The following is a 21572-nucleotide window of genomic DNA, read 5'->3' on the forward strand; positions in this document are numbered from 1 at the left end:
ACCGTCAGGGTCGCGGCGGCGGCAATGGCGGCGTCCACCGCGTTGCCGCCCTGAAGCAGCATGCGGAGTCCGGCCTGGGCCGCCAGGGGCTGGGAGGTGGCGACGGCGTTCTCGGCCATGACCGGCATCCGGCGGGAAGGGTAGGGGAAGGTCCAGTGAAGATTCTTCATGCGTGTGCTCCATCTGAAATTCGGGGTCACAACCCGGATGCGGCAGCAGCCGCATCGTAACCGCGCCGGCTTGACGTGGATGCACAGTATCGTTATTTTGAATGAAATTCAAATATTATTCAAGTCGCTGGACCGGGGCTACATGAATGTTCGGGCAAAGCTGCAATCGGGCAGGATTTCCGACGACTGATGGACGGAAGCGACACGATGGGTGTCACTTTTCCGGAATAACCTGCATGAAGGACCCAAAGGACGGCTGCCATGAAAAAAACAACCCTGATTCGCCTTATCGTTCTGTCGATCGTCGCGGTGATAGCCATATTGTTTTTCGCTTTCGATCTCGGCCAGTATCTGACCCTGGAACAACTGAAGGCCCGCCAGGATGCCCTGAACGACTATTACGCCGAACACCGGGCGCTGACCATCGGGCTCTACATGGGCGTCTACATCCTGATGGCGGCCCTCTCGCTGCCGGGGGCGGTGGTCATGACCCTGGCCGGCGCCGTCATTTTCGGGCTCTGGGTCGGTCTGATCGTGGTCTCGTTTGCCAGCGCCATCGGCGCGACCCTGGCGTTTCTGGTCTCGCGCTTTCTGTTGAGGGATGTTGTCCAGAACCGGTTCGGCGAAAAACTGAAGGCCATCAACGAAGGCATGCGGCGGGACGGCCCGTTTTACCTCTTCACCCTGCGTCTTGTCCCCATCTTCCCCTTTTTCATCATCAACCTGGTCATGGGCCTCACGCCCATCCGAACGGGGGTTTACTATCTGGTGAGCCAGATCGGGATGCTGCCCGGCACCTTTGTCTATGTCAATGCCGGAACCCAGCTTGCCCGGATCGATTCCCCGGGCGGCATCCTGTCGCCCGGCCTGATTTTCTCCTTCGCGCTGCTGGGTGTTTTCCCCCTCATCGCCAGGCGGGCCGTGGCCGCGGTGCGTGCCCGCAAGGCGCTGGCCCCATACCCCAGGCCCCGCTCCTTCGATTACAACCTGGTGGTGATCGGCGCCGGTTCCGCGGGGCTGGTCACGGCCTATATCGCGGCGGCGGTCCGGGCCAGGGTCGCCCTTGTCGAGAAGGAGAGCATGGGCGGGGACTGCCTCAACACCGGATGCGTCCCCAGCAAGGCCCTGATCCGCTCCGCAAGGATCCTCTCCTACGTTCGGCGGGCCCGGGAGTTCGGGTTCAGGACCGGCCACATCGACTTCGACTTCGCCGAGGTGATGGAGCGGGTTCAGCGGGTCATCGGGAAGGTGGCGCCCCACGACTCCGAGGAGCGATACCGGAAGCTGGGCGTGGATGTGATCCGGGGGGCGGCGGTGATCACGTCGCCCTATACCGTGGCGGTCGGCGGACGCACCCTCGTCACGCGGAGCATCGTCATCGCCACCGGGGCGCGGCCCTTCGTGCCGCCCATTCCGGGGCTGGATCAGGTATCCTGCCTGACCTCCGACAATATCTGGGAACTCCGCAGGCTTCCCGGGCGGCTGGCGGTGCTGGGCGGGGGGCCCATCGGCTGCGAGTTGACCCAGGCTTTCGCCCGTCTGGGGTCTTCGGTCACCCAGGTCGAGATGGCGCCGCGCATCCTGGGGCGCGAGGATGTGGAGATTGCAGACGGCATCCGGGAGAGGTTCGAGGCCGAGGGGATCCGGGTCCTGACCGGCCACCGGGCCAAGGCGGTGCGTGTGGAGAACGGAGAAAAGATCCTCGTCTGCGAGCACGGCGGCGGGGAGGTGCAGGTGCCTTTCGACGAGATCCTGGTGGCCGTGGGGCGCGCGCCCAGCACCCGGGGCTTCGGCCTCGAGGAACTGGGGGTCGAGATCGGGCCGCGGGGGACCGTCGGGACCAACGGGCTCCTCCAGACCAATTTCCCCAACATCTTCGCGGCGGGGGACGTGGCCGGCCCCTACCAGTTCACCCACACCGCCGCCCACCAGGCGTGGTATGCCGCGGTCAACGCCCTCTTCGGCCCCTTCAAGACCTTTGCGGCAGACTACCGGGTCATCCCCTGGGCCACCTACACCGACCCCGAGGTCGCCCGGGTGGGGCTCAACGAGCTGGAGGCGCGGGAGCAGGGCAGCCCCTATGAGGTTACCCGCTACGGCATCGACGACCTGGACCGGGCCATCGCCGATTCCGAGGATCACGGCGTGGTCAAGGTCCTCACCCGGCCCGGCACCGACCGGATCCTCGGCGTGACCATCGTCGGGGCCCACGCCAGCGACATCATCGCGGAGTACATCTCGGCCATGAAACACAATATCGGATTGAACAAGATCCTGGGGACCATCCACATCTACCCGACCCTGGCGGAGGCCAACAAGGCCGCGGCGGGCATCTGGAAGAAGAACCATGCGCCCGAGCGGCTTCTCCGGTGGGTCGAGCGGTTCCACACCTGGCGCCGCGGGGAGAGACGGCCGAAGGGGATGCCGGAGGATGAGGCCGCCTCCCGGGCATCCATCTCCAGGCGGGAATGAGGAGGCGGGCATGATCCATCGGATACTCAGGCAGACCGCAGACGCGGCAACGGGGTATGGGCCGGCGGGTTGGGTGCTTGTCCTATGGGCGGCCCTGGCCCTCGGATGCTCCCCGAGCATCCGGCTCTTCCCGGGCGCCGGGGATCCGCTCACGGAATACACCCTGGAGGGAGAGGGCCGGATGAAGGTGCTGGTGATTTCCGTGCGGGGGGTGCTCTCGGATGCCCCCGACAAGGGGTGGGTCCGGACCCGCCCGAGCGTCGTGGAGGATGTCGTCTCGCAGCTCCGGAAGGCGGAAAAGGACGACCGGATCCGCGCGGTGGTCCTCAAGATCGACTCCCCGGGCGGGACCGTGACCGCGGGGGACCTCCTGTACCATGAAATTACGGGATATCAGCAGCGCACGGGCGCCAGGGTCGTCGCCGCCATGATGAACGTGGCCGCGTCCGGGGGCTACTACATCTCGCTCCCGGCCGACCATATCCTGGCCCACCCCACCACGGTGACCGGATCGGTGGGGGTGATCTACCTTCAGCCGGACCTCACCGGCTTCATGGGCAAGCTCGGGGTTGACGTGGATGTCTACAAGACCGGCCGGAACAAGGATATGGGCGCCTTTTTCCGCGAGCCCACCGAGGCGGAGCGGCGCATCATGGAAGACCTCATCGGCCGGCTGGGGGACCGGTTCTTCACCCTGGTGAAGCGGCACCGCCCTGTCACGGAAGCAGGCTTTGAGACCATCGCCACGGCCCGCATCTTCCTTTCGGACGACGCCCTCGCCCTGGGCATGATCGACGAGATCGGCTACCTGGACGATGCTGTTTCCCGTGCGAAAGCCCTTGCCCGGCTGCCGTCGGAGGCCCGGGTCGTGGTCTACCGCCGGGATGAATTTCCCGACGACACGATCTACACCACCGCGGGCGGGCTGCATGGCGGAAGGCCGGCCGTCTCCCTTGTTGAGACGGGCCTGCCGGACTTGGGGCACCTGGCCGCCGGCTTCTATTATCTCTGGTATCCGGGAGCATCCCATGATTGACCGCCTGCCCCCTGTTTCGGATGCGCCGGCGGAGATCGAGCGCGCCCTCCACGAGCTCAACCGGCGATGGAGCGCCCATGTTCTGAACCTCTGGCAGGGAGAAACCCCAGAGACGGCCCCTTACCGGATTTACGAGGGCTATGAATCCCTGCTGCGGCTGGAAACCCTGGCCAAGCTGGACGGCGTGAGGGACGGGGAGCTGCGCCGGCGTCTGAAGCACGCCCTCATGGACCATTACCTCCAGCAGATCCTGCTGCCCCATGAACTCGAGATGCGGACCTGGATGCAGGGCGCCAGCGCGGAGGTGGACGGCGAAAAGATCGGGTTCCAGGAGGTCATACCCTGGTGCCAGACCTCCAGCACCTATGAAAAGCGGCAAACGCTCCAAAAAGAGACCTCCGCCCTCTGCAAGTTCCTCAAGCCCTTCCTTCTGAACCACTGGCACGTCCTCCTTGGGGCTATCCGGGAGGATCTGGGCTTTAGCGGGTACATCGACTATTGCAGCCACAAGCACGGCATCGACTACGGAAGATGGTATACGGTGATGAAGGCCTTTCTCGACCAGACCGACGCACTCTATTTCGACGGCATGGCGGCCTGGTGCGAGCGCCGGTTTCACCGCCCCCTGGAGGCCCTGACCCGTTTCGACAGCATCAATCTTTTCAGCCTGGCGGAGTTCGACGGCTGCTGTCCGGGGATCCCCCTCGCGGAGACCCTGAAATTCTTTTCCCACTGGGGCCTGCGATTGGACGAACTGCCGGGGCTGCATCTCGATCTGCGGCAGGAGAAGCACAATGCCCAGGCCCTGTCGGTCTTCATCGATATCCCCCATGCGGTCCATGTCCTGATGCGGCCCCAGGGGGGGTGGATCGACCTTGAAACCCTGTGGCACGAGCTGGGGCACGGGCTTTCGGCGGTCTTCACCGACGGCGGACTGCCTGCGGTCATCCGGAACATGAGCACGAACTACAGCCTCTCGGAGGCCTATGCCTTTCTGCTCCAGAACGCCGTCATGTCCCCACCGTTTTTAACCGGATACCTGGGGGTGGCCGCGGCCGACGCCGAAATCCTCACCCACCACAAGATGCTGCGGGACCTTGCCGCGTTCCGGCGGTACGCCGCCAAATTCATCGCCGAGGTCGACATGTTCTCCGGCGGCGACCTGGCCGACGGCCTCCCCTATGCCCGGGTGATGCGTCGGTACACGGGGTTCTATCACCAGCCCGAGAGCCATCTCTTCGACCTGGTGCCCGAGTTTTACAGCCTCAATTATCTCCTGGGATGGATGGGCGAGGCTGTGATGGAAAGCGCGTTGAGAGGCCGGTGGGGGGAGGCATGGATGTTTCGGAAGGCCTCGGGGGATCAACTGAGAAAGTGGTGGCGCCAGGGGAGCCGGCATGATATTTTCCGCTTCCTGGTCCGAAACCGCCTGGGTCCGGTCCGAACGGACCTGCTGCTTGAACGGTGGCGCGGGGCGCTCCGCAAGGACGGATGACGACGGGATGCCCGGAAAACCAGGTTTCCCCTTTGAACGTGAATGGGGTGAGGCATGCTGGATTGGCTGATCATCGGCGGCGGTGTCCACGGCACCCATCTTTCGAACCTGCTGCTGCACGAGGCGGGGGTCCCTTCCGGGAAACTCGCCGTGATAGACCCCTTCAAGGCACCGCTGACCGCTTGGCGGCGCCGGGCGCGGGCATGCGGGATGCCCTATCTGCGGTCCCCCGCGACCCATAACATCGACCTCCACATCCTGTCGGTGCACCGGTTTGCCCGAACACCGGAAGGCCGCCCAACCGCCGATTTCATCCCCAACTACTACCGACCGTCCACAGCCCTGTTCGAGCGGCATTGCGACCACGTCGTTCGGGTGCGGGGGCTTGCCGGGGTCCGGGTTGCGGGGCTTGCCCTGGCGGTCCGCGAAACCGGCGGCGGACTCATGGTGTCCACCAACGCCGGCCCCATGGAAACCCGCCGGGTGATTCTGACCATCGGGCCGCCGGAGCGCCCATGCTGGCCGGGCTGGGCCCTGGCGCTCCGGCGGGAGGGCGTGCCGGTGAGCCATGTATTCGACCCCGCTTTTCGCAGGCCGGAAACCCCCGAAAGCATGGAAACCGTGATCATCGGCGGCGGCATCACCGCCGTGCAGGCAGCCCTTGCGCTGGCGCCCATGACCGCCGGGCGGATCACCCTCATCTCCCGTCACCCCCTCCGGATCCACAACCTCGATTTCGATCCGTGCTGGATCGGGCCCAAGTGCCTGCGATCCTATGCCGGGACGCCCTACCCCCGCCGCCGGGCCATCATCGACGCGGCGCGGCATCGCGGGACCGTGCCCGAGGAAACGGCCGCGGCCTTCGATCAACTGACCCGCGAAGGCCGTGCGGCCTTCCGGGTGGGCCGCGTCCGGGAAGCGTCATGGCGCAGCGGCCGCATCCGGATCTCAACCGACGACGGCGTCTGGCATGCGGACCGGATCCTTCTGGCCACGGGCTTCGGCCCGGAGCGGCCGGGCGGATCCCTGACAGATCAGATGGTCGGGGAGCTGGGACTTGAAACCGAGGCCTGCGGCTATCCGGTTTTGGACGAGGGGTACCGGTGGCACCCCCGCATTTTTGTGACCGGCGCCCTCGCGGAGCTTCGGGGCGGCCCCTGCGCCCGGAATATCGTGGGCGCCCGGAACGCGGGCCGGGAGATCCTCAAGGCCGCATTGTAAAGCCCCGGTCCTGGAGATGCGGGAGCCCGTCATCCGGCTTCGCCGCTCACCTGAAATTTCTTCATGAAGCCGCGGTCGATATGGTTTTTCAGGCGGAACGCGGTTTTTCCCGCAAAGACCAGGCCGTTCCTGACGAAAACCCCCCGGCCGTCGCCCATGTTGAGGATCAGGAGGCAGGTACGCTGGGGTTTGTATTTCACGTAGTCTTGCCGCCCGGTCACGGCGGCCGTCAGGTTGTGAAGCAGGATCGGGTTCTGGCGCACGGCATGGACTCCGATCTTCGCCAGCGGGCGGGGCGCGAAGGCGATGCAGTCCCCGCCGCCGAAGATCGTGGGGTGGGAGACGGCGCGGAGGGTCTCATCCACCAGGAGACCGCCGTCGTCACCGGTGGCAAGACCCGACTCCCGGAAGAATTTCGACGGGCGCGTTCCGGTCGCCAGCAGAACCAGGTCGGTTTGCAGGGTGGATCCGTCGGAAAGGACGACCCTCCCTTCGTCCAGGGCCGCCAGGCGACGGCCCTCAATCACCGTAATCTCCTGCCTGCGAAGTTCTCTTTCGACGCACGCCTTCAGCCGTCGCTCCGGGCGGGTGGACAGGAGTCTGTCGCCGGCCACCAGGACGATCTCCGCCCGCCCCCCCTCCTTCCGAACCAGGGATCGCAGATTGGCCGACAGCTCGATGCCCGCAGGTCCGCCGCCGGCAACGCAGAGATTCAGATGACCCCGTTTGAGGTGCCTGCGGACGGCTTCCCTGGCCGCCAGAAGGTTTTCGATGGGTTTTGCGGGAAAGACCGATCGGACCTGGGGGCCGGCGGGCGTGTCGAAGGCCACCGAACTGCCGGTGTTGAACGAGACGACGTCATAGGGGACGGGGGCGCCCCGCTTCAGGTAGAGGATCTGCTCCCCGGGGGCCACCCGGATCACCCCGTCCTCGATGAACCGGCCTCCGAGGTCCTCGGTCATCTTCCGGACGTGAAATCGAATTTCGCGGGGGGCGTAATCGCCCGACAGCATCCCGGGGCCCATACCCGAATAATAATGGTAGGCGCTTCGGCTGATGACGGTGGCCCTGCATCCGCCGCCGGTGAACTGCTCCAGGTTTTTGAGGACCGTCAGATGGGCGTGGCCGCCCCCAACGAGGACCATGTGCTTTCCCATGGAAAAATCTCCTTTCCGTCCCGGCGGGCGAGAGGATCAGCAATCGTCGAGAGATATCAGTTTCGAAAGGATCAGGGCGTTTTTGAAATTCTGAATCTGGCTGTCGAGTTCCCGGAGCAGGTGGTGGGCGGTTTCCGTCTTTCCGGTGGCGGCGGCCGCTTCGATGCGGCAGGAGATCTCTCTCAGCGCCGGGGCGCTGAGATTGGTGGCGGATCCCTTGAGGGAATGGGCCTCCTGGCGCACCGCTTCGGGCTCCCGCCGGAGGATGGCCGATTTCAGCAGCGAGCGGCGCCGGGGCAGGTCTTTCAGGAATTCCACCGCCAGCTCCCGGGCGAAATGGTCATCCCCCATGACCCGCCGGATCAGATCCTCCTTGTCAAAGATCATCTCCGTGGGCACGGGGATCTGCGGCAGTTCCAGAAGTTCCATGGTGTCGGACACCTGCGTCCATCTGTCGACCATCTGTGCCAGACCTTCCGAGGTGACCGGTTTCGAGATATGGTCGTTCATGCCGCATGCGAGGCATGTTTCTTCGATCTCCGCGCCCGCATGGGCCGTCATGGCGATGATGGGGATCTGTTTCAGCGCGTTTTTCCCGCGGATTTCACGGGCGGTGTCAAAGCCGTTCATGACCGGCATGACGCAGTCCATGAAGATGAGGTCGTAGGTTTGATTTTCCAGGGCCGCCAGGGCCTTTCGGCCGTCCTCGGCGGTGTCCGGCAGGAAGCCCAGCCGCTCCATGAGGGTGAGGGTCACCTTCCGGCTGACCGCGTCGTCCTCCACCAGCAAAATTCGAAGCCGCCGCCTGCGGTTTTCCTCGATGGTGTGGCGCGTCAATATCTTCCGGCTGGGCTGCAGCGCGGGGCGGGACGGATTGCCGTGAAGGGTGAGGAGGCACTCGAGAAGCTGGCACTGCTTGATCGGCTTGGTCAGATATGCCGAAAAGCCGGCCATCTCGAGGCGGGCGGCGTCCCCCCGGCTTCCCAGAGAGGTCATCATGATCAGCCGGGGGGTGCCGAGGGACGGCTCCCCCATGATCCCGGCGCCCAGGGCCTCGCCGCTGGTTCCCGATATCTCGGTGCCGATGATGACGATCCGGAACGGTTGTCCGGCCGAGGCGGCATCCCGCAGTTTCTCCAGCGCGGTGTCTTTTTCGGCGGCTTCATCGTAAAGGCAGCCCCAGTGGGCGAGAAGCTCCCTGAGCATGCGGCGGTTGGTGCTGTTGTCTTCCACGACGAGCACGGGAACGCCCTTGATGTCGGGGGCCATCTCATGGACCCGGGTTTCATCGAGTGCCTGCTTTTCCATGACGGCCGTGAACCGGAAGGTGCTGCCCGCCCCGGGCGTGCTCTCGACCCCGATGGTCCCGCCCATGCGCTCGACGAGCTGTTTGGAGATGGCCAGCCCCAGCCCGGTGCCGCCGTATTTCCGGGCGGTGGAGACATCGGCCTGCTGGTAGGGGTCGAAGAGGGTCGCCATCTGGGCATCGGTGATGCCGATCCCCGTGTCGGCGATGGAGAATCGCAGGGTGATGCCGTTGCCTTCGCCGGCGCCGAGGAGATCGACCTTCAAGGAAATCTCCCCTGTCTCGGTGAATTTTACGGCGTTGCCGATGAGGTTGATGAGGATCTGGCGGAGGCGGCCCGGGTCGCCTTTGATGAGCGAGGGGATTTCGGGATCGATCAGGGTGATCATCTCCATCCGTTTTTCGTAAAGCTGAAGGGAGAACATGTCGACGATGTCTTCCATGGTGACCCTGAGGTCGAACGGGATCACCTCGAGGGCCATCCTGCCGGCTTCGATCTTGGAGAAATCCAGGATGTCGGTGATGGTCTGAAGCAGGGCCTCGGCGCGGTTTTTGACGGCCTCCGCATACTCCCGCTGCTCCATGGTCAGCTCGGTCCCCAGAAGCAGGCGCGCCATGCCGATCACGCCGGAGAGCGGCATTCGGATCTCGTGGCTCATGTGGGCCAGGAATTCGTTTCTGCAGCGGATGGACCGATCCCCGGCCGCGGCGATCTGGTCCGAATGGGCTGTGACCTCCTTCAACCTCCGCCGCGTCTCCCTCCAGCCGGATTCAACCGCCCGGAGTGCCCTGCGGCTTGACTTTCCGCCAAGGTGATGGAGAACGAGGACAGACAGCAGGCAGCCGGCGGCGAGGAGCGCCATGGGGCCGGCGATGGGGTGCCCATCGGAGAGAATGACTCCTGCGGCGGGCAGCAGGCAGACCAGGGCAGCCGCCGCCAGGGTGCCGGGGAGCGCCCGGTTCTGGGCCGCCGCGGCCTGTTTCATGATGCCCTCGACGCTGCCGTCCGATAGATCGTTTTTCGGTTGTGACGGGGAAAAATCCGTGATCGCCTCCTGATGCGGGAAATGTATCGTTTCGTGGCAAATCCACCGTGCAGGAAAGAATCCATCAAACCGGTGAAATTGTCAATCATTTTGGAATCCCCCGCGCCATTCCTCTTGACATGGGAGAAGGTCCGGTGCTACCACCCTTGCTCATCCATGATGAATCCTTCAACCCGTCTGAGATATCATGAACTTTAACCCCTGCATGAAACACAACCTGGTCCGCAAGACGGTTCGGGAGTTCGCCGAGGCCGAAATCGCGCCCGTGGTGCACGACCTGGACCGGGAGGCCAGGTTCCCCTGGGAGATCATCGAGAAAATGAGGCCCCTCAACTTCTTCGGCCTCCAGATTCCCAGGGCTTACGGCGGCGCCGAGATCGACACCATCAGCTACGCCGTCATCGTCGAGGAACTTTCCCGGGTGAGCGGCGCCCTGGGGCTCTGTGTGACCGTACACAACAGCGTCGGCGCGTTTCCCATCGTCAGGTTCGGAACGGAGGCTCAGAAAAAACGGTTCCTTCCCGCCCTTGCAGCCGGCGAGCGCATCGGGGCATTCTGCCTGACCGAGGCCAACGCCGGCTCCGATGCCGGGGGCGTGGAAACCTTCGCCCTCCGCGAGGGAAAAGACTATGTGATCAACGGCACCAAGATCTTCGTGACCAACGGCGGCGTCTGCGGAACGGCGCTGGTGTTCGCCGTGACCCACCCCGAGGACCCGCGCCGGCGGGCGGGGGTGTTTGTCGTGGAAAAAGGGACCGCCGGGTTCTCGGTCGGGGAGATTGAAGACCTCTGCGGCATGCGCGCCAATCCGGTATCGTCGCTTTTTTTCGAAGACTGCAGGGTCCCGGAGACGAACCTTCTGGGCCGCCCCGGAGACGGGCTCAAAATCGGTCTGGCAGCCCTGGATACCGGCCGGCTCGGCATTGCCGCACAGGCCTTGGGAATCGCTCAGGCGGCCTTTGACGCGTCGGTCCGGTATGCCAAGGAGCGGCAGCAGTTCGGCAAGCCCATCGCCGCCTTCCAGACCATCCAGAACTACCTCGCGGACATGGACACCGAGATCGACGCGGGGCGCCTGCTGCTCTACCGGGCCTGCGCCCTGAAGGACGCCGGAAAGCCTTTCGGGCCCGAAGCCGCCAAGGCGAAGCTCTTCTGCAGCCTTCTCTCGACGCGGACGGCCGGCCGGGCGGTCCAGATCCACGGGGGCTACGGTTACAGCAAGGAATATGATGTCGAGCGGTATTACCGGGATGCAAAGGTGACCGAGATCTACGAAGGCACCAGCGAGGTCCAGCGGATGGTCATCTCCCGGTCGGTTCTGTCCCGGCCCGCCTGAACCCCTCAACCCTATCCTGTTGATTGAAGATATGCTGAAACTCGTCGTATGCATGAAACAGGTCCCCATGGTTTCCGAGCTTCCCTGGGATGCCCGGACGGGGACCCTGAAACGGGAACTGGCCGACGGCATGATGAACCCTGCCTGCCGGCACGCCCTTGCGGCCGCCCTTCATCTCAAGCATCGCTTTGGGGCGGATATCACGGCCGTCACCATGGGGCCGCCGGCCGCCCGGGAGATCCTCCACGAAGCCGTCGCAATGGGCGCCGACCGCGGCGTTCACCTCTCCGATCCCCGGATGGCCGGCGCGGATACCTTCGTCACCTCCTTCACCCTAGCCAGGGCCATCCGGCATGTCTGTCCGGATTTCGACCTCGTGCTGTGCGGCTCCCACACCACCGACAGCGAGACCGCCCAGGTTGGGCCGCAGCTGGCGGAGGAGCTGGACGTCCCCGGCGCGGCCGGCGTGGAGCACCTGGAAATCGAGGGGACGATCCTCCGGGTGCGGCGGGAGGCCGATGACTTCCTGGAGACCCTGGAGATGGACCTGCCCGGCCTCGTGACGGTCACGACCCGGCAGTATCCGCCCCGGTATGTATCCTTCAGCGGGCTTGAGGACGCCTTCGGGGACGTGGAAATCCTGACCCTCGGATGCGAGGCCCTCGGCCTGGACCCCGCCGTCGTCGGCATGAAGGCCTCGCCCACGCGGATCCTCAATGTCTATTCCCCCGTGGCTCAGAAAGAGAACGTGGTCCTCAAGGGCTCGCCGAAAAAGGTGGTCGACGAACTCTTCGATCGATTCGGGGACCGCATCGGCGGCGCCATGGGCAAAGACCTCAAGCCCCATGACCATCCATCGGAAAGCGAATGGACAGACGATGAATAAGCCAGGCGGAAACATCTGGGTGTTCGGGGATTACCGGAACTATTTCCAGAACCGGGTGACGCTCCAACTCCTGTCGCGGGCCAACGACCTGGCCCCCGCCGTTGGCGCCGAGGTTTGCGCGGTGATCCTGGGCCATGACCTCGACGAATACGTCGGGGAATATATCGCCCACGGGGCAAAGACCGTCTATGTGATGGACGACCCCGCCCTCAAGGACTACAATGTCGAGCGGTATGCCGACATCACAGCCCGGCTGTCCGCGGCCCACGCGCCCGGCACCATCCTCGTCGGGGCCACCGCCTTCGGCCGGGAGTTCGCGCCGGCCCTGGCCAAGCGCCTTGGAACCGGGCTCACGGCGGACTGCATCGATCTGAACATCGGCGAGGACGGCCTCCTGGTCCAGACGGCGCCCGCCTTCGGAGGAAACCTGATCGCCGATATCGTCACCCCCGATGCCCGCCCGCAGATGGCCACCGTCCGCCCCGGGACTTTTCAGGAGATCCCCCACAACTATACGGCCACGGGCCGGATCATCCGGCTACCCCTTCCCGAGGGGCTCCCTCCCGTCCGGGTCCGGCTGGTCAGTTCCCGGCGGCTGCCCCAGAGAACGCGGCGTCTGGAGGATGCTTCTGTCGTGATCTGCGGCGGCAGGGGGATGGGCAGCAAAACCCGGTTCAGGAAGCTCTTCGAACTGGCGCGGTTCATGGAGGGGGAGGTCGGGGCGACGCGTCCGGTCGTCCATAGCCGGTGGGCCCCCCAGGAGGCCCTGGTCGGTCAGGCCGGGCGAAACATCCGGCCCAGGATCCTGCTTTCCTTCGGCATCAGCGGCGCTATCCAGCATACGGCCGCCCTGTCCAACGCCGATTTTATCATCGCCGTCAACAAAAACCCCCATGCGACCATGATGAAGATGGCGGATGTCGCGGTAGTGGCCGACGCGGGCCAGGTCTGCTCGGCCCTGATCCGCGAGCTGAAGGCGCGCATCCGGGAATAGGCGGAAGGCCAAAGGCTGAAGGAGTTGGGCCGAGAACGAGAAAAATCGCAGGGACCAACCTTCAGCCTATCGCCCATCGCCTATCGCCTTCAGTCTGTTGTTTCCTGCGCGAGGGTGTATTCCGCCAGGAAGGTCCCCGCGCAGTAGTCGTTTTCCGGGTTTTGGAAAAAGGCCTTGAAGAGCGCGAGGCTTTCTTCTCGCAGGACCCGGGGGACGATGGTGATCCGGCGGTCGCGGTAAAGCGGGGGCAGGACCGAGCGGTCGCACGCAGTGCCGCCCCCCATGGCGTCTTCATAGGCCCAGACCACGGTGCCGATGCCTGCGATGAGGATGGCGCCGAAGCACATCAGGCAGGGTTCCATGGTGCAGAAAAGGGCGAGTTCGCCCCTTGCCACATGGGGGCCGAGTTCGTCCAGGCGGCGAAGGGCAATCATTTCCGCATGATCGGTCTCGTTGACGGCCCCCCCTGCCGTGCCCCGCCGGACGCCGGTCGCGATGACCTCCCCTCCCCGGACGATGACGCACCCCACGGGAAACTCCCCCCGGTCCAAGGCCTCGCGGGCCTGCAGAAGAGCCTTCCCCATAAAATAATCGAAATCCATGAGCGTTCCTTCCGCCTTCAGCCTTCCGCCTCTCCCAACCGACAGATATCGGTTTCACAGGGGCAGCTTCCGTCGATTTCATAGCAGTAGACGATCCGGGCTTCCATCTCGGCCCTCCGGGGCGATATCGGGTCGAACGAGGCCCGGCCCACGATCTCCGCGAGGGCGAACCGGTCGGGGAGGGCGATGAAGCCCCTGCCCGAAAGGCGTCCGGAGGACCCGTCGAGGACGTCCGCGTCAAGGCCGTTGGTGACGACCACCACCGGGATCTGATAAGCGGCAAGCAGCCTCGACATGGCCAGGGCCGGCCGGTGGCGGGTGATGAGGGACCCGGGACCGTACTTGACCATCATGGCGCTCCTTCCGCCAACGGCCACCAGGAAGTCGACCCGGATCCGCCCCCGCAGGTTTCCGGCGGCGACCGTAAGCGGGATTCGGGGGGTGATCTCGGCCTTGGCAAATCCTTTGTCCGAAAGCAGAATGCGTGCGATCTTCTGACGGTACCGCTCGTCATGGCTGTCTTCCAACAACTCTCCCGAAATCGCGTCGGTCAGTTCGCCGAGGATAAGATGGTGTCCCGTCATCATTGCCTCCATGTCCAAATTTTTCTTTACAATTTAATATGGATAAGAATAAAATAAAACCTTTTTTTGAGACAATCATGGGTTGAGTCAACAATGTCTATTCGCGAGGATTTTGAGGAACGGGAACGGCGTTTCATGTCTCCCTACGGGTGCCTCAGTTCCAGTTCCAGGGGGCGCGTCCGGCCGGAGCCTCTGCGGGAGATCCGCACGGCCTTTCAGATGGATCGCGACCGGATCGTCTTCAGCAACGCCTTCAGGCGCATGAAGTACAAGACCCAGGTATTTCTGTCGCCCCTGGGGGACCAGTACCGGACCCGCCTGACCCATACCCTCGAGGTGGCCCACATCGCCAGGACCATCGCCCGCGCCATGTACCTGAACGAGGACCTGGCCGAGGCCATCGCCCTGGGGCACGATCTGGGCCACACCCCGTTCGGTCACGGCGGAGAAATGGCTCTCAAGGAAATCTTTTCCTACAGCTTCGCCCACAACGAACAGAGCCTTCGCGTGGTGGACGTCCTGGAAAACCAGGGGCGGGGGCTCAATCTCACCTATGAGGTGCGCGACGGCATCCTCAAGCACGCCAAGGGCTACGGCAAGATCCTCCCGGACGACCCGGAGGAGAATCCCTGCACCGTGGAAGGCCAGATCGTCCGGTTCGCGGATATCATGGCCTATCTCAACCACGATCTCGAGGATGCGGTCCGGAGCCGGGTCATCCATGAAAGCCAGGTGCCGGATTTCTGCGTGAAGGTTTTGGGAAGGACCCATTCCGAAAGGGCCACGGCCATGATGCGGGACCTGATCTATTCCAGCCGGGGGGAAAACGGCCGAATGGTTTTAGACACCAGTGATGAGATGGAGGAAGCCATGGGGCAGCTCCGCCAGTTCCTCTATGACAATGTCTATCGATCCCACCAGGTCCACAAAGAATTCATGAAGGCCAAGAAGATCCTTTCCGAGCTCTTTACCTACTTCCTGGAAAACCCCTCCCAGATCGAGCGGGAGCTGGTCAGCATGGAGATGCAGAACCTGTTGAACAGCGGCCATCCCTACGAACGCCTGGTCTGTGATTTCATCGCCAGCATGACCGACCGGTATGCCATGAACCTCTATTCCCGATTATTCTTTCCCACCCCCCTCGTCTGAAGGGCGGAGGAGATCCCAATGCACCGGATGATGGAGATCGCAGCCCCGTTCCTCGAACGCCTGAAAACCCTCTATGCCGACATGGACGCCGCCTACCGGGCGGCGGCGGATCACTACGGGTTTCATTGCGACGGCTGCACCGACAACTGCTGCCTGACCCGATTTTACCACCATACCCACCTGGAATACCGCTTTCTCGAAGAGGGGTTCCGCGCGCTCTCTTCGGAGGACCGGGAGGGGATGCGGACCCGGGCGGAGGCGGCCCGGCGGGATGCGGCCGCGGCCGACAAAGAGCAGGCCCTCGTCCGGGTGATGTGCCCCGTTAACGAGGGCGGCCGATGCCGGCTCTATGCCTTCCGCCCCATGATCTGCCGCCTGCACGGCATCGCCCACGAGCTTCGCCTGCCCGGACGCCCCGCAACCCGGGGCCCGGGATGCGAGGCCTTCACCCGGCAGACGGCGGGCCGGGGCTACCATCCGTTTGACCGGACGCCCTTTTACCGTGAGATGGCGCTCCTCGAAAACGAGCTGAAGCAGACCGCGGGGATCGCATCCAGGCTGAAACGGACCGTCTCGGAGATGATCGTGACGTTTGAGGAGATGCCCTGATGAAGCACCTCGATTGGGAATCCCTGAAAGACATCCCCGGAAGGCGCCTTGAAAAAGGGGACCGGTTCTCCTTTGCCTGCCATCCCGGGGTCGGGTGTTTCAACCTCTGCTGCCGGAATCTCAACCTTTTCCTCTACCCCTACGACGTGGTCCGGCTCAGGAACAACCTGGGCATCTCCTCGGACCGCTTCCTGGAGGCTCACGTGGACGTGGTCCTCCGGCCCGGAAGCCATTTCCCCGAGGTCCTCCTCCGCATGGCGGACAACGAGGCGAGAACCTGCCCGTTCCTGACCGACGGGGGCTGTTCGGTCTACCCGGACCGTCCGGATACCTGCCGGACCTTTCCCGTGGAGCAGGGCGTCCTGTTCGATGCCGGGACCGGCAAAAGCGAGACGATCCACCTGTTCAGGCCGCCGGAGTTCTGCCTGGGCCGTCACGAAGACCAGACCTGGACCGTCGACTCCTGGGCCGACGACCAGGACGCCGCCATGCACAATGAGATGACCCTGGCCTGGGCCGGGGTGAGGCGCCTGTTTCAGGATAATCCCTGGGGAAGCGAGGGCCCGGGGGGCGCAAAAGCGAAGATGGCCTTCATGGCGGCGTACAACATCGATCCGTTCCGGGAGTTCGTCTTCAAGAGCAGTTTCCTGAAACGTTACAAGGTGAGGCCCGACCTCCAGCGGAAATGCAGAAGAGACGACAAGGAGCTTCTGAAGCTGGGCTTTGAATGGATCTCGTTCTACCTGTGGGGGGTCCCCCCGACCCGGTTCCGGCCGAAATAGGGGGCGCGGCGCCGGGACGCTTCCGCGCGGTCACACCACGCCCGGCGGCATGGGCGCGACCTTTTCCCCGCCCAGCACATAGCCGCCGTCGATGCGGAGAACGCTGCCGGTCATGAAAGGGGCGTCCCGGATGATGAAGCGCACGGCCTTGGCCACGTCATCGACGGCGCCCGTCCGCCCCATGAGCGTGTGGTCGATGATGGCCTGCCTCTGGGCATGGGTGAGCAGGCCCCAGCCCCGGGTTTCCCGGGCGTGGCGGGTATCGAAGATCCCCAGCATGATTTCGTTGACCCGGACCTCGGGGGCGCCCAGCCGCGCCCAGGTTTCCGTCAGCAGGGAGATGCCCCGGTTCGCGGCCGAATACCCCTCGTTGAAGAGATAGGCGGCCGGACCGCACCGGCCGACGATGCCCGCGATGGACGAGATGTTGATGACGACGCCGTCGCCCGAGGCCTTGAGGTGGGGGAGGGCGGCGGTGAAGACCCATTGCTTGGCACGGAGGGTGGTCTCCATTTCCAGGTCCCACTGGCCCCGGGTGTAGGCCCCGTGGACGATCGGCCACCCGCCCCGCTCGATGTTGTTGATGAGGATATCGAGCCGCCCGAAACGGGCCACGACCTTTTCGACCAACCTGGCGATAGAATCGGTTTCAAGCAGATTCGCGCGGAGGATCAGATGGTCTGTTCCGGACGCGGCGAAATCCCGGCGCATGGCCGCGAGGCTTTCTTCCCAGTCGCAATAGGTGAGGGCTGTCCTCACGCCGGATTCGGCCAGCGCAAGCCCCACCCCCTTGCCGATGCCCTTGACGGCCCCGAGCACCAGGGCCGCCTTCCCGGCCAGGGTCATGGCTCCCCGCCCTCCGGCTTTCCGAAGAGGGTCTGTTTCAGCCAGGCCATCGCCAGGCGGAGAAGGACCGTGTCGTCGTTTTCGGCAGCCAGGAGGAGCTCGGGGTCCGGGGCCATCTCTTTGAGGAGATCCTTTTCGAACACCTGCTTCCGGAAGGCGTCCAGATCATAGCAGGCCAGGTGAAAAATATGCCGTTCACGGATGTCCAGGGGCTGGGGGTGAAGCCGCGACTTGAGGCCGATGATCTCCATCAGAAGATCGTTCATCTCGTTGCAGGCGGAAAGGCCCTGGTCCTCAATCCACTGGCGCACGGTCTGGCGCTTTTCTTCCCGGAAGCCCCGGCAGTGGGGTTCGCGCATGAGCGCATAGTGCTCGGTCACCTTGCCGGTTTCCCGGCAGCGGGACGCAAGGCGTGCCAGGGGATAGGCGCGGCACGATGACGGTCGGGCTTCGTAGACGATGCACCCCCGGTCGCTGACGAAGGGGCATGTCATTCCCGATGCGGGATCCTGCCGCAGGACGACGACCGGCAGCCCGGTTTCGGGCCCGATGTGGGTCACGGTATGCCGTTCTAGGAAAACGGACGACGAAAGACCCAGGTGGTTTTTGAGCCGCAGGATGTCATAGGGGGTCAGGAACTGGTTGAGGTTCCGGCAGCATTCATTGAAGCACGCCACCGCGGGCGTGCAGGAAAAGGTGAAAACATCATCCGGAGACAGCGGCGTCAGTTCATTTTCCATACCATAATCCCTTCATTGAAAAACACGATTGTCGGCAGCGTGCGGCGTCACCATGAAACGGTCAGAAGATGATCGGGTTGGGGTGGTTTGTCAACCGAAAATCGTTTCGGGAGAGCCCTCCAATGCGGTGATTTCATATCAATGTGTTTCAAAAGCGTCCCATCAAAAGAGGTTGACAAGCCCCATAAAGGATGGTAGTTGATTTGCCTTGGTAAATGGGATTTTTTTTGGATCCTGTGACGGATTTGAGGAAAATTCATAGTAAAAACGTTTGCATGAGGTTCCGGCAAACGCGGCTTGAAACCCGGCTGGTTGCGGGGTTGGCCACAAAAACAGCAGCGCGAAAAGAAAACTGTTTACAGAGCCTGAAATCTAGCATAGTTGTCCAATTTGGGATCTGATAGGCGGCAAAAACTAATATGAGTCAGTGTTTTTGAGAATTGGCCAAAATGTTTGGCCACAGGTAGGAAGGGAGGTGCAGACAGCTTAAGTTGCCATTCAATTGATTTAGGTTGTTAGACCTTTACTATCACCAAACGATAACTGTAGGAGGTATTGTAAATGCCAAGTTTTGTAATTCAGGAAAAATGTGACGGCTGCAAGGGTGGAGATAAGACCGCGTGTATGTACATCTGCCCCAACGACCTGATGGTGCTCGATCCCAATGCAATGAAAGCCTACAATCAGGAGCCCGATCAGTGCTGGGAATGCTTTTCTTGTGTAAAGATCTGCCCGACCCAGGCCATCGAGGTCAGAGGTTATGCGGATTTCGTGCCCCTGGGAAGCTCCATTATGCCGATGATGGGTACCGAAGACGTCATGTGGACCTGTAAGTTCAGAAATGGGCTTATCAAACGCTTTAAGTTCCCCATCCGTACCACTCCTGAGGGCGCGGCCAATGCTTACGACAGTCTGAAGGGCAAAGACCTTGACAGCGAATTGCTCTCCACGGAAGAGGCAGACGGCTACACATTGAAGAGACCGATTGCCACCGCTTAGCATGTGATGCTGCATCACGATGCCCGGGAATGAAACAACAATCGGAAGCTGAAAAAAATAACAAGTTGATATTACCTTAAGGAGGTATGGAGTATGGCATTACCGAACAAACCCGTGGGTGAACTTAAAGCCGTTAGGGATCCTGAAGTTGATGAGCGTGAAGTTGACATCCTGATCGTAGGCGGCGGCATGGCTGCTTGCGGCACTGCCTTCGAGATCAAGAAATGGGCCGCCGACAAGAAGGTCCTTCTCTGCGACAAAGCCGCCATGGAGAGAAGCGGCGCGGTAGCGCAGGGCCTTTCCGCCATCAATACTTATGTCGGCACGAACTCCCCCGACGACTACGTCCGGATGGTCCGCAACGACTTGATGGGTCTGGTCCGCGAAGACCTTATCTTCGACCTGGGCTGCCATGTCGATGACTCCGTGCACCTGTTCGAGGAATGGGGCCTGCCCATCTGGAAGAAAACCGAAGACGGGAAAAACCTGGACGGCAAAAAGGGTCTCAAGATGGGATCCCTGAAAGCCGGCGCCACCCCGGTCCGCACCGGTAAATGGCAGATCATGATCAACGGCGAATCCTACAAGAGAGTCGTTGCGGAAGCCGCCAAAAAAGCTCTGGGTGACGACAATATCCTCGAGCGCTGCTTCATCGTCGAACTGCTGCTGGACGCCAATGAGCCCAACCGCATCGCCGGCGCCGTCGGCTTCTCCGTCCGCGAGAACAAGGTCTACATCATCAAATGCAACACCATGATGGTCGCCTGCGGCGGCGCGGTAAACATTTACCAGCCCCGTTCGGTCGGCGAGGGCAAGGGCCGCGCCTGGTACCCCGTATGGAACGCCGGTTCCACCTACACCATGTGTATGAAGGTCGGCGCCGAACTGTCCATGATGGAAAACCGTTTCACCCCGGCCCGCTTTAAAGACGGATACGGCCCGGTCGGCGCATGGTTCCTTCTGTTCAAGGCCAAAACCCTTAACGGTCTGGGCGAAGCCTTCGCCGGCGGTGCCGCCGCCAAGGCCGAACTGGAAAAATACGCTCCTTACGGAACCGCCGCCATCACCCCGACCTGTCTGCGTAACCACCTGATGCTGTTCGAGATGAAAGAAGGCCGCGGCCCGATCATCATGGACACCGTGACCGCCCTGGCAACGCTCGGAAAAACCATGGACAAGAAAGAACTCAAGCACCTCGAGTCCGAAGCTTGGGAAGACTTCCTTGACATGACCTGCGGCCAGGCCAACCTTTGGTGTGCCCAGAACTGCGAGCCGGAAAAGAAAAACTCCGAGGTTATGCCCACCGAGCCTTACCTGCTGGGTTCCCACTCCGGCTGCTGCGGCCTGTGGTGCTCCGGCCCCGATTTCGACTGGGTTCCGGAAGCCTACAAGATCAAATACAAAGGCAAAATCTATAACCGCATGACCACGGTCAACGGTCTCTTCTCCTCCGGTGACGGCGTCGGCTGCTCCGGCCACAAGTTCTCCTCCGGCTCCCACGCCGAGGGTCGTATGGTCGCCAAGTCCATGGCCAGATTCGTGCGCGACAACGCCGACTTCAAACCGACCTTGAAGCAGACCAATGCGGAGTTGGTCGACCTGGTCTACAAACCGGTCCGCACCTTCCTGGATAACTGCAACTACACCACTGCGATCGACATCAACCCCGCGTACATCAAACCCAACGGAATGATGTATCGCCTGATGAAGGCAACCCATGAGTACGGCGCCGGCACGTCGACATACTACCAGACCTCCAGCAAGATGCTGGAAGTCGTCATGGATCTGCTGGCGACCATGCGCGAAGACTGCGAGAAACTGGCTGCCGGCGACCTCCACGAGCTGATGAGAGCATGGGAGATCGAGCACCGCATCTGGACCGTCGAGTCTCATCTGCGTCACATCCAGTTCCGTAAAGAGACCCGCTACCCCGGCTTCTACTATCAGGCCGACTACCCGGGTCAGGATGACGCGAACTGGTTCTGCTTCGTCAACTCGAAGTACGATCCGGCCAACAAGAAATGGGATATCTTCAAGAAAGAATACATCAAGATCATCCCCGATTAATTGAAGCGGAGACCGGAATGATTAGGAGTTCCGAAATCCACTAAAGACTGAACCATAACCTCCGGGTGTTTTCGA

The 21572-nt window shown here is 62.7% G+C and carries 18 protein-coding genes; 12 read left to right on the forward strand and 6 right to left on the reverse strand.

Annotation, left to right across the window (positions count from 1 at the left end; translation table 11 throughout):
- Positions 1-431: 431 nt before the first annotated feature.
- Genes ACEW8N_RS11610 through ACEW8N_RS11625 form a run of 4 tightly spaced genes read left to right on the forward strand, consistent with a single transcriptional unit; the run spans position 432 to position 6394 of the window.
- Positions 432-2642 (forward strand): FAD-dependent oxidoreductase, encoded by a 2211-nt coding sequence (locus ACEW8N_RS11610; RefSeq protein WP_373499988.1) that lies wholly within the window; start codon positions 432-434, stop codon positions 2640-2642.
- Between the two features lie 10 nt (positions 2643-2652).
- Positions 2653-3678, forward strand: coding sequence for a signal peptide peptidase SppA (sppA, locus tag ACEW8N_RS11615; RefSeq protein WP_373499989.1), 1026 nt, complete (start codon positions 2653-2655; stop codon positions 3676-3678).
- Complete coding sequence (locus ACEW8N_RS11620; RefSeq protein WP_373499990.1) at positions 3671-5173, forward strand: hypothetical protein; 1503 nt, start codon at positions 3671-3673, stop codon at positions 5171-5173. Before sppA ends, ACEW8N_RS11620 begins: the two co-directional genes overlap by 8 nt.
- A 54-nt stretch (positions 5174-5227) precedes the next feature.
- Positions 5228-6394: an FAD-dependent oxidoreductase gene (locus tag ACEW8N_RS11625; protein ID WP_373499991.1), complete on the forward strand. Its 1167-nt coding sequence runs from the start codon at positions 5228-5230 to the stop codon at positions 6392-6394.
- A gap of 29 nt (positions 6395-6423) precedes the next feature.
- Here the strand turns inward: ACEW8N_RS11625 and ACEW8N_RS11630 are convergent, their stop codons facing one another.
- Both ACEW8N_RS11630 and ACEW8N_RS11635 read right to left on the reverse strand, forming a co-directional pair.
- Positions 6424-7551, reverse strand: coding sequence for an NAD(P)/FAD-dependent oxidoreductase (locus tag ACEW8N_RS11630; protein WP_373499992.1), 1128 nt, complete (start codon positions 7549-7551; stop codon positions 6424-6426).
- A gap of 36 nt (positions 7552-7587) precedes the next feature.
- Entirely contained in the window at positions 7588-9843 is a 2256-nt protein-coding gene (locus ACEW8N_RS11635) for a response regulator (RefSeq protein WP_373499993.1), read from the reverse strand.
- 247 nt (positions 9844-10090) lie between these two features.
- Here ACEW8N_RS11635 and ACEW8N_RS11640 point away from each other — a divergent pair, with 247 nt between their 5' ends.
- The 3 genes from ACEW8N_RS11640 to ACEW8N_RS11650 are packed head-to-tail and all read left to right on the forward strand — an operon-like array spanning position 10091 to position 13119.
- Positions 10091-11239, forward strand: coding sequence for an acyl-CoA dehydrogenase family protein (locus ACEW8N_RS11640; RefSeq protein ID WP_373499994.1), 1149 nt, complete (start codon positions 10091-10093; stop codon positions 11237-11239).
- A gap of 31 nt (positions 11240-11270) precedes the next feature.
- A complete protein-coding gene (locus ACEW8N_RS11645) occupies positions 11271-12125 on the forward strand; it encodes a hypothetical protein (protein ID WP_373499995.1) in 855 nt (284 codons plus the stop codon).
- Positions 12118-13119 (forward strand): electron transfer flavoprotein subunit alpha/FixB family protein, encoded by a 1002-nt coding sequence (locus tag ACEW8N_RS11650; RefSeq protein ID WP_373499996.1) that lies wholly within the window; start codon positions 12118-12120, stop codon positions 13117-13119. Before ACEW8N_RS11645 ends, ACEW8N_RS11650 begins: the two co-directional genes overlap by 8 nt.
- An 89-nt stretch (positions 13120-13208) precedes the next feature.
- Here the strand turns inward: ACEW8N_RS11650 and ACEW8N_RS11655 are convergent, their stop codons facing one another.
- Together ACEW8N_RS11655 and ACEW8N_RS11660 are read right to left on the reverse strand one after the other, a co-directional pair.
- On the reverse strand, positions 13209-13721 hold the full coding sequence (locus tag ACEW8N_RS11655) for a nucleoside deaminase (protein WP_373499997.1): 513 nt from the start codon (positions 13719-13721) through the stop codon (positions 13209-13211).
- A 17-nt stretch (positions 13722-13738) separates the two neighbouring features.
- On the reverse strand, positions 13739-14305 hold the full coding sequence (locus tag ACEW8N_RS11660; RefSeq protein ID WP_373499998.1) for a type I restriction enzyme HsdR N-terminal domain-containing protein: 567 nt from the start codon (positions 14303-14305) through the stop codon (positions 13739-13741).
- Between the two features lie 93 nt (positions 14306-14398).
- Here ACEW8N_RS11660 and ACEW8N_RS11665 point away from each other — a divergent pair, with 93 nt between their 5' ends.
- Genes ACEW8N_RS11665 through ACEW8N_RS11675 form a run of 3 tightly spaced genes read left to right on the forward strand, consistent with a single transcriptional unit; the run spans position 14399 to position 16845 of the window.
- A complete protein-coding gene (locus ACEW8N_RS11665) occupies positions 14399-15454 on the forward strand; it encodes a deoxyguanosinetriphosphate triphosphohydrolase (RefSeq protein ID WP_373499999.1) in 1056 nt (351 codons plus the stop codon).
- Positions 15455-15472: 18 nt separating this feature from the next.
- The gene (locus tag ACEW8N_RS11670; RefSeq protein ID WP_373500000.1) at positions 15473-16063 is read left to right on the forward strand and encodes a hypothetical protein; all 591 of its coding nucleotides are present in this window, start codon (positions 15473-15475) and stop codon (positions 16061-16063) included.
- Complete coding sequence (locus ACEW8N_RS11675) at positions 16063-16845, forward strand: YkgJ family cysteine cluster protein (protein ID WP_373500001.1); 783 nt, start codon at positions 16063-16065, stop codon at positions 16843-16845. Before ACEW8N_RS11670 ends, ACEW8N_RS11675 begins: the two co-directional genes overlap by 1 nt.
- 30 nt (positions 16846-16875) lie before the next feature.
- Here ACEW8N_RS11675 and ACEW8N_RS11680 read toward each other — a convergent pair whose 3' ends face one another.
- Complete coding sequence (locus ACEW8N_RS11680) at positions 16876-17691, reverse strand: SDR family NAD(P)-dependent oxidoreductase (protein WP_373500002.1); 816 nt, start codon at positions 17689-17691, stop codon at positions 16876-16878.
- A complete protein-coding gene (locus tag ACEW8N_RS11685; RefSeq protein ID WP_373500003.1) occupies positions 17688-18431 on the reverse strand; it encodes a YkgJ family cysteine cluster protein in 744 nt (247 codons plus the stop codon). Before ACEW8N_RS11685 ends, ACEW8N_RS11680 begins: the two co-directional genes overlap by 4 nt.
- 561 nt (positions 18432-18992) lie before the next feature.
- On the opposite strand from ACEW8N_RS11685, the gene aprB reads away from it, so the two are divergent.
- Both aprB and aprA read left to right on the forward strand, forming a co-directional pair.
- The gene (gene aprB / locus ACEW8N_RS11690) at positions 18993-19430 is read left to right on the forward strand and encodes an adenylyl-sulfate reductase subunit beta (RefSeq protein WP_373500004.1); all 438 of its coding nucleotides are present in this window, start codon (positions 18993-18995) and stop codon (positions 19428-19430) included.
- A gap of 93 nt (positions 19431-19523) precedes the next feature.
- On the forward strand, positions 19524-21497 hold the full coding sequence (aprA, locus tag ACEW8N_RS11695; RefSeq protein ID WP_373500005.1) for an adenylyl-sulfate reductase subunit alpha: 1974 nt from the start codon (positions 19524-19526) through the stop codon (positions 21495-21497).
- Positions 21498-21572 lie beyond the last annotated feature (75 nt).

It is taken from the genome of Desulfococcus sp., from assembly GCF_041737845.1.
Lineage (GTDB): Bacteria > Desulfobacterota > Desulfobacteria > Desulfobacterales > Desulfococcaceae > Desulfococcus.

Excerpts from the sequence above, each read along its gene's own strand:
- ACEW8N_RS11610 (WP_373499988.1), top strand. The coding sequence starts at position 432 with ATGAAAAAAACAACCCTGATTCGCCTTATCGTTCTGTCGATCGTCGCG.
- sppA (WP_373499989.1), top strand. The coding sequence starts at position 2,653 with ATGATCCATCGGATACTCAGGCAGACCGCAGACGCGGCAACGGGGTAT.
- ACEW8N_RS11620 (WP_373499990.1), top strand. The coding sequence starts at position 3,671 with ATGATTGACCGCCTGCCCCCTGTTTCGGATGCGCCGGCGGAGATCGAG.
- ACEW8N_RS11625 (WP_373499991.1), top strand. The coding sequence starts at position 5,228 with ATGCTGGATTGGCTGATCATCGGCGGCGGTGTCCACGGCACCCATCTT.
- ACEW8N_RS11630 (WP_373499992.1), bottom strand. The coding sequence starts at position 7,551 with ATGGGAAAGCACATGGTCCTCGTTGGGGGCGGCCACGCCCATCTGACG.
- ACEW8N_RS11635 (WP_373499993.1), bottom strand. The coding sequence starts at position 9,843 with ATGAAACAGGCCGCGGCGGCCCAGAACCGGGCGCTCCCCGGCACCCTG.
- ACEW8N_RS11640 (WP_373499994.1), top strand. The coding sequence starts at position 10,091 with ATGAACTTTAACCCCTGCATGAAACACAACCTGGTCCGCAAGACGGTT.
- ACEW8N_RS11645 (WP_373499995.1), top strand. The coding sequence starts at position 11,271 with ATGCTGAAACTCGTCGTATGCATGAAACAGGTCCCCATGGTTTCCGAG.
- ACEW8N_RS11650 (WP_373499996.1), top strand. The coding sequence starts at position 12,118 with ATGAATAAGCCAGGCGGAAACATCTGGGTGTTCGGGGATTACCGGAAC.
- ACEW8N_RS11655 (WP_373499997.1), bottom strand. The coding sequence starts at position 13,721 with ATGGATTTCGATTATTTTATGGGGAAGGCTCTTCTGCAGGCCCGCGAG.
- ACEW8N_RS11660 (WP_373499998.1), bottom strand. The coding sequence starts at position 14,305 with ATGACGGGACACCATCTTATCCTCGGCGAACTGACCGACGCGATTTCG.
- ACEW8N_RS11665 (WP_373499999.1), top strand. The coding sequence starts at position 14,399 with ATGTCTATTCGCGAGGATTTTGAGGAACGGGAACGGCGTTTCATGTCT.
- ACEW8N_RS11670 (WP_373500000.1), top strand. The coding sequence starts at position 15,473 with ATGCACCGGATGATGGAGATCGCAGCCCCGTTCCTCGAACGCCTGAAA.
- ACEW8N_RS11675 (WP_373500001.1), top strand. The coding sequence starts at position 16,063 with ATGAAGCACCTCGATTGGGAATCCCTGAAAGACATCCCCGGAAGGCGC.
- ACEW8N_RS11680 (WP_373500002.1), bottom strand. The coding sequence starts at position 17,691 with ATGACCCTGGCCGGGAAGGCGGCCCTGGTGCTCGGGGCCGTCAAGGGC.
- ACEW8N_RS11685 (WP_373500003.1), bottom strand. The coding sequence starts at position 18,431 with ATGGAAAATGAACTGACGCCGCTGTCTCCGGATGATGTTTTCACCTTT.
- aprB (WP_373500004.1), top strand. The coding sequence starts at position 18,993 with ATGCCAAGTTTTGTAATTCAGGAAAAATGTGACGGCTGCAAGGGTGGA.
- aprA (WP_373500005.1), top strand. The coding sequence starts at position 19,524 with ATGGCATTACCGAACAAACCCGTGGGTGAACTTAAAGCCGTTAGGGAT.